Origin of the sequence: Mesorhizobium sp. M2A.F.Ca.ET.042.01.1.1 (genome assembly GCF_003997405.1) — a bacterium.
Lineage (GTDB): Bacteria > Pseudomonadota > Alphaproteobacteria > Rhizobiales > Rhizobiaceae > Mesorhizobium.
Genome location: NZ_RZRX01000632.1, coordinates 1 through 594, shown reverse-complemented (window position 1 = coordinate 594; position 594 = coordinate 1). Strand labels below are relative to the sequence as shown.

Annotated in this window: 1 protein-coding gene; it reads right to left on the bottom strand. The window is 61.4% G+C overall.

Translation table 11 applies throughout. From position 1 onward, the window contains the following. The coding region (locus EOA23_RS35280) for an FtsK/SpoIIIE domain-containing protein (protein WP_281058788.1) at positions 1-474 on the bottom strand (474 nt) is incomplete at its 3' end. Between the last annotated feature and the right edge of the window lie 120 nt (positions 475-594).

Here is a 594-nt window from a genome sequence, read left to right as displayed (position 1 = left end):
AATGTCTCGAGCCCCCTTGGACCGGAACAGCTCATAGCGGCGCTCCATCTCCGTGACGAGACCTTCCATGACCTCGACCGCCCGCGCTTGGTCGACAATCACCCCGCCCTGCAGATGCGGCAGCCGCTCGATTGCCGCATAGTCGACACCCATCTTCGGATCGATCAGGTGGATGTGCGCCAGATCACTGGAGTTCGTCGCAGCGATGTCGAGGAGGAGCGCTTGGATCAGCACGGATTTCCCCGACCCGGTTGCGCCCGCGACAAGCGTGTGCGGCTCATGCTGTTGTCCGCCGGCGAATGGGCCACCAAGGTTGAGATAGAGGATTTCGCCGTCGAGTTCCTTTAGGCCGAGCACGAAGGACGTGTTCACGCCCGCGGCACTGCGATTGATTTCCCGTCGGCCCCAAACATCCCAAAGCGAAACGACCTGTCGCTGCGGCCGCGCTACGCCGACGACGATCTCGCCCGGCAATGGCGAAATCGAGATCAGCCTAAGCCCATGCGTCGTCAGAAGCGATGATTGTTTCGCTTCGATGTCTTCAACGCGCAGACGATCCGACCCCATGAAACGGATCAGCGCGGCGTTTGGCGT